This is a genomic window from Methylomonas sp. AM2-LC (assembly GCF_039904985.1).
In the GTDB taxonomy this organism is placed as follows: domain Bacteria; phylum Pseudomonadota; class Gammaproteobacteria; order Methylococcales; family Methylomonadaceae; genus Methylomonas.
The window spans coordinates 4965048-4971665 of record NZ_CP157005.1; the positions used below are offsets into that span (position 1 = coordinate 4965048).

6 protein-coding genes are annotated in these 6618 nt (G+C 41.3%); 3 read left to right on the plus strand and 3 right to left on the minus strand.

The window, feature by feature from the left end:
• Positions 1 to 699: 699 nt before the first annotated feature.
• Positions 700 to 1770, plus strand: coding sequence for an AI-2E family transporter (locus ABH008_RS22345; RefSeq protein ID WP_347987816.1), 1071 nt, complete (start codon positions 700 to 702; stop codon positions 1768 to 1770).
• A gap of 71 nt (positions 1771 to 1841) precedes the next feature.
• Here the strand turns inward: ABH008_RS22345 and ABH008_RS22350 are convergent, their stop codons facing one another.
• Positions 1842 to 3476, minus strand: coding sequence for an alpha-D-glucose phosphate-specific phosphoglucomutase (locus ABH008_RS22350; RefSeq protein WP_347987817.1), 1635 nt, complete (start codon positions 3474 to 3476; stop codon positions 1842 to 1844).
• A 73-nt stretch (positions 3477 to 3549) separates the two neighbouring features.
• On the opposite strand from ABH008_RS22350, the gene ABH008_RS22355 reads away from it, so the two are divergent.
• Both ABH008_RS22355 and ABH008_RS22360 read left to right on the plus strand, forming a co-directional pair.
• Positions 3550 to 4101 (plus strand): L,D-transpeptidase, encoded by a 552-nt coding sequence (locus ABH008_RS22355; RefSeq protein WP_347987818.1) that lies wholly within the window; start codon positions 3550 to 3552, stop codon positions 4099 to 4101.
• An 84-nt stretch (positions 4102 to 4185) separates the two neighbouring features.
• Positions 4186 to 4464 (plus strand): Lpp/OprI family alanine-zipper lipoprotein, encoded by a 279-nt coding sequence (locus ABH008_RS22360; RefSeq protein WP_347987819.1) that lies wholly within the window; start codon positions 4186 to 4188, stop codon positions 4462 to 4464.
• 72 nt (positions 4465 to 4536) lie between these two features.
• On the opposite strand, the gene ABH008_RS22365 is transcribed toward ABH008_RS22360, so the two are convergent.
• A complete protein-coding gene (locus tag ABH008_RS22365) occupies positions 4537 to 5490 on the minus strand; it encodes a L,D-transpeptidase family protein (RefSeq protein ID WP_347987820.1) in 954 nt (317 codons plus the stop codon).
• A gap of 5 nt (positions 5491 to 5495) precedes the next feature.
• On the minus strand, positions 5496 to 6398 hold the full coding sequence (rdgC, locus tag ABH008_RS22370) for a recombination-associated protein RdgC (RefSeq protein WP_347987821.1): 903 nt from the start codon (positions 6396 to 6398) through the stop codon (positions 5496 to 5498).
• Positions 6399 to 6618 lie beyond the last annotated feature (220 nt).

Consider the following 6618-nt stretch of genomic DNA (forward strand, 5'->3'; position numbering starts at 1 on the left):
GGTGTAACACAGAGTAAAACAGATTGCGGAGGCAAGTAAATCCAATTGATGATAACAACAGGTCAGACCGGTGCTATTTATCCCGTTCAAGCACATAGATTTTAAAAATCGTTAGGATGTTTGTGGAAATAGCGCGCGAATACGTTCATCAAGGTTCAGTGGTTAAATTAATCAACCTCTAATTGAAACCGAATATATGGCGGCAATCTTGATTACTTTTGAAATCATTCATTTTGGTAAAATTTGTCTTGCAATAGGGGGGAAGTCCATATATGTGCCGACGCTAGGAGGCGCATCAATCGCGACAGATACGCTTCACTTTATTTACCATCCTATAGCTCATTGCTTTTAATTATAAAAAACCCGGCAGATTAGTGACAAAAAATCACTATGCTCTGCTTTACATAGTTGGATTTAGATGTCTCCAGTTGAAGCAGGAATAGAATGAACGAACCAAAACTTCGTTTACATACCGACTTGTTTCTGAAGACTTATAAACCAAGTATTACAAAATTATCGATATCTTACCTTTCAAACGTAATTATTCAGCAAATTTCAAAATTATTATCACTTACATTAAACCTATCGCTGATAGATTAACAATTCACCAAATTTAGCCTTGTCATAGTGACGTCATATTGAATGGCTTAAATGCTATTTATTGTTTCAGTAACCACTCCAAAACTGTAGAACTACATCATGTTTGCACAGAATTTTCGCTTCGAAAAACTAGCCAGCCTTGCGGCACTTAGTCTCTTGCTATTTACTTGTTACGAAGTAATGCAACCTTTTATCTTCGACTTTCTCTGGGCAGCAATACTTTGCTTTGTTACCTGGCCTTTATACGCCAAATTGCGAAGCTGGCAACTTAGCCCTGATTGGGCCGCAAGTGCTATGGTGATTCCCATCAGCATTTTATTGCTAACCCCCTTTGTTGCTGCTGCCTTTAGCTTAAGTGATGATATTAACACTATTTCACAATGGCTAAATGCACATGCCCATAGCTGGCCAGAAAGTCCAATCTGGTTAGGTAAGTTACCTGTAATAGGCGAATATGCAAGCCAAACATGGGAAAAATTAGGGGAAGACTCCAGTAAACTTGTTAATTTTGGCCGACAGTATGCCTTAAGCGTCAGCAGCTGGTTACTTGAACAAAGTATCAATTTACTAGGGCAGTTGGGGCATATGAGTTTGGCCATTTTAGTGCTGTATTTTTTCTATCGTGATGGTGAGGATGTCATCCAGCATGTCATCATTGCTTTACAGCGCTTGGCTGGCGCACAGACTCAGCGCATTTTACAAATTGTGCGCTCCAGTTTACGTGCAGTGGTTTATGGTATTTTAGGTACTGCACTAGTGCAGGCTTTGGCGTCAATCCTGGGTTTAATGATTGCCGGGGTACCCTATGCCTTTGTGTTGGGTGCAGTCTCGTTCTTTTTAATGATTATCCCCAATGCTGGAACCTTATTATGGTTACCCATTGCCGCCTGGATGTTTTTTACGGGTGAAGTAGGCTGGGCCATATTTATCAGCCTGTGGTTTTCTTTGTTTGTGGGTACGATAGACAACTGGTTACGCCCAATATTGATCAGCCGCGAAGTGGAATTACCTTTTGTATTGATAGTTTTTGGTATCTTCGGTGGATTGCTGGCTTTTGGCTTTATCGGTGTGTTTATCGGGCCAACGCTATTAGCCACCAGCTATGCACTGATAGTCGACTGGTTAATCCGCAAAGAGCATGAACCATTGACGAACGAAACTAGCCCTTAACGGCTTACTCATCGTACTTCTGTTTAGAAGTACGATGAGATTTAGCTAGCAATAGACAAATGCCGGTTATCTCAGGTAATCACAGTGGGTTCTGTTCTACCTGTACGTTGCTTAACCTGACAGAGTTGTTCGGCAATATCACTTAATTCTGCCAGTGCAACTTGTGCATCCTGTAATAAAGACTGTGCATCACGTTCGTATCTTTCCAGATAAATGCGCAGTGTAGCACCTATGGTTCCGGTACCGGACAAACGAAACACAATACGCGAACCATTGCTAAAGCCGATACGTATACCCTGCTGACTACTCACACTATGATCAACAGGATCGGTATAGCTGAATTCATCAGCATACTTGACCACATAATCACCCCACACTTTACCTTGCAAATTGGGTAACTGGCTACGTAAAAAGTCGAGTATGTCATTGGCGATAGTGGTATCAACTGCTTCATAATCATGCCGACAATAAATATCCCGACCGTATTTTTGCCAATGTTCCAGTACTATGTCTGCTATAGATTGACGTTTACGTGCAATTAAATTTAACCAGAATAATACCGCCCACAAACCGTCTTTTTCGCGAACATGGTTGGAACCTGAACCAAAACTTTCTTCTCCACAAAGGGTAATTTTGCCTGCATCAAGCAGATTACCGAAAAACTTCCAGCCAGTAGGTGTTTCGTAACAGGGTATCTTCAAGGCTTGCGCAACCCTATCAACCGCCTGACTGGTGGGCATGGAACGCGCCACACCACTGATACCTTTGGCATAGGCAGGTATCAATTGTGCATTGGCAGCCATGATAGCCAGGCTATCGCTGGGAGTAACAAAAATATTGGCCCCCATAATCATATTTCGATCACCATCTCCATCGGAAGCGGCCCCCAAGGTCGGTGGGTTGTCACCAAACATTATTTCCGTCAACTCATGAGCATGTGCCATATTTGGATCAGGATGGCCACCGCCAAAATCTTCCAATGGTACTGCATTAAATACCGAACCCGCTGTTGCACCAAGCATGCCTTCCAGTATCTGGGTGGCATAAGGGCCTGTTATGGCATGCATAGCATCAAAACGTAATGTGATTAAGCCAGCCGCTATACTCTGCTTTATTAACTCAAAATCAAATATTTTGGCCATCAATTGCGCATAATCGGCCACCGAATCAATGACACGAATTTTCAAGCCTTCCAATGACCATTCACCGATACTATCCAGATCCACATCATCCAGTTCGGCAATTTTATAACTGGTGATGACTTTAGTCTGTTGATACAAGGCATCTGTGAATTTTTCAGGTGCTGGACCGCCATTACTAACATTGTACTTAATCCCAAAATCCTCATCTGGACCACCTGGGTTATGACTGGCTGAAAGTATAATGCCTCCGAAGGCTTGATATTGACGAATAATATTAGATGCAGCTGGCGTGGATAATAAGCCGCCCTGTCCTATGATTAATTCACCAAAACCATTGGCTGCAGCCATTTTTATGATAATCTGTATAGCTTGACGGTTAAAAAAGCGGCCATCTCCCCCTAAAACCAGAGTTTTCCCTTGAAAATTTTCCAAACTATTGAAAATCGACTGGACAAAATTTTCCAGATACCCCGGTTTTTGAAAAACTTTTACCTTTTTTCTTAAACCAGAGGTACCCGGTTTTTGATCATCATAGGGGGTGGTGGTGTAGGTTTTTACTTGCATGTTCTACCCTTAATGCGACAATTAGAACTTATTAAATTACACTAAATCTTTAATTATTTATAGATTGTTTATCATGTTAAATAAAATTTTTATCTTTTTGTTGATGTGTCTGGGTTTAATTCCCAGTATAAGCATTGCTAACCCTGATGTTTGGTTGTTAGTGGACACAGAAAAATTAAGCATGGAAATAAAAAAAGGCGATAAAACCGTTGCGGTACTCAACAATATCGCTATAGGTCGAAATGGGGCTGGCGAAAAAAACCATCGGGGTGACGATGTCACGCCCTTAGGAAACTTTCGAATTGGCTGGATAAATGAAAGCAGCAATTTTCGAAAATTCTACGGATTAACCTATCCAAATGTAGAACACGCCGACAATGCTTTAAAAAAAGGTAAAATAAATTTAGACACTTACGAATCAATAGCCCGCGCACAATCTTCGGGACAGATTCCACCGCAAGATACAAATTTGGGTGGGCAAATTGGTATACATGGCTTAGGCAGTGCCAACTTGTCCATCCACAAATCCATGAATTGGACGCATGGATGTATAGCTCTGACTAACGATCAAATTGATCAATTAAGTCAATGGGTAGAAAAAGGAACACTTGTTACAGTGAAATAATGTTGGTAAAAACACAAAAAATGTTGGACAATTACCAACGTCTTTTATTTTTATATTTTTGAAACCACAATCAAGGGGAAAACCATGATGAAAGCATTAAAATTATCAGCAGTTGTTGCAATCGCAGCTTTAGCAACCGGTTGCGCAAGCACTTCAGACTTAGATGCTTTAGATGCAAGAGTTAGCAGTTTAGAAGGTAAAGTTTCTACAGCTTCTGCTGATGCCGCTGCTGCAAAAGCTTCTGCTGCTGACGCATCTTCTAAAGCTGCTGCCGCTGAAGCTGCTGCTAATCGCGCTGCTCAATATGCGCAAGATACCAACAGCAAATTGGATCGTATGTTCAAAAAATCACAACATAAATAAGTTTAATTACTTGTTTTGTTGATTTAAAAAGCCCGTGAGTCTTTGGCTCACGGGCTTTTTTATGCCCTAAAACTACTGTGCTGGCACAGCTGCCGCTGGAACAGTGGTTGGACGCTCATATAGCGCTATTGGGATACCACTGGCTTTCTCAATAGCTGTTTTCAATATTGAACCTTTAATCACGGGCATAGTCCCGCCATTTGCGCGTTCAATTAAACTTAATGCGGCGTGTAAACGTTGCTCAAAACTGGCTGGATATTCCTCTAACTGCGGATAAGCTTCCAAATATAAAGTATCATGATACCAACCAACTTTAATGGGTTGATTAACAATATTGACACCTGAACCGACCTTAACCATAGGGAAAAATTGCTCAATATCTTGCGGATACATACGAATACAGCCATGGCTGACACGCATCCCCACCCCATTAACCACATTGGTACTATGTATCATATAGCCTGGTATTCCTAGACGAAATGCATACAATCCCAAAGGGTTATCAGGACCAGGCGGATAAAAAGGTTTTAATTCATCGCCATCAGCCAAATGCTCTGCTTTAATGGAAGGTGGCGGCGTCCAGGATGGATTTTCGGTTTTACCGGCTATCTGTGTTCTGCCCAAAGGCGTGCGCCAATCGTCTTCCCTGCCAATACCAATGGCATAAGTAATCACTTTACTGACATCCGCCGGAAAATAATAAATACGCATTTCCGGTAAATTGATAACAATACCCTGACGGGGTGCTTCTGGTAATATAAAACTGTTGGGTATCCTGACCTGCGTACCCGCATGGGGTAACCAGCGATCCACTGATGGATTTGCCAGTACAATTTCATCCTGCCCTAATTTATATTCAACAGCAATATCAATCAGGGTATCTTCCTCTTTGGCGGGTACATATTTGACCTGATGAGGTGGGCTACCAATCAAACTATCACCGGGACGGTCAGGAGCGCTTAACGTAGTTGCAAATGCGCAGTGACTGACAGACAGTAACAGGCTAAAAATTAATCTGAATTTCATTCTATCTAACCCTCAGTGTTAAATATTTCAATTAAACGCGGTAAAAAATTAGCTAGTTCCGCTGTCATAATGGAAAAATCAGCATCAAACTGCTCAATTTCATCATAGGTTTCAATGTCCGCCACTTGTTCTTGAATCAGATCTAAAAATTTAAGGCGTTTCACGGACAGATTTTCATCCAGCACAAACGATAAACGCTCAGACCAGCTCATCGCCAGTTTTATCACTTGCTTACCTGTATCTAAATGATTTTTAATTTCTGGTAGAGCAAGATCATGACGTTTGCAGCGTACTATGCCCCCTTCTTCTTCTGGAGAACGCAGCTCACATTCGTCTTCGATCAAAATATCTTTTGGGGTTACGTTCGAAATTAGCCATTGAGTCATTATGTTGGCTGGTTTTCCTGTTACCGTAATGGGTACTACCGGTAAAGAACCCAAACATTTACGCAACAGTGTCAACAAATCTTCAGCCTTTTTAGGCGAGGCCGCATCAACCACTAACCAACCACCCTGACTATCGATATAAGCATACGTTTTACGCGAAAAAGAAAAGGCTCTGGGTAACAACTCGAAAATTAATTCGTCTTTAAGACGACTACGCTCTTTTTGTGGTAATTTTCTAGCTTCCTGCTCCTCAATTTCGCTAATTTTATCCTGCAGCATTTCATTAATCACTGAGGACGGAATCACTTTCTCTTCCTTTTTTGCACTCAGCATCATAAATCCGTTACTCGTATGTACTAAGGCTTCCGATGTTTTACCTAAGGGAGAACTCCAACCAAAACTGAATTCATCATGCCCTCCGCAGGCATGGAATGGCTGTTGTTGCAGTTTTTGTTCCAAAGCATCAGCAGTTAAACTAAAAGGCTCGGTAAAACGATAAACAGCTAGATTTTTAAACCACATGTAACAACTCGCTTAGAAAATCGGTCATTATCGCAAATTTGCCTAGCGGTTAGAAACTGGTATTGTAAGTCGGCGCTAAAACACATGCTTTTTTCAGTATTATTCGCCTAAATTCACGATAATAGTCTAAGTGAAATATCTCCATGTATTGCGTCAATAGATACGCTGGTAATGCTCTGTGGTATGATGCAATGCCTTTCAATTGTGATCTTTACATGCA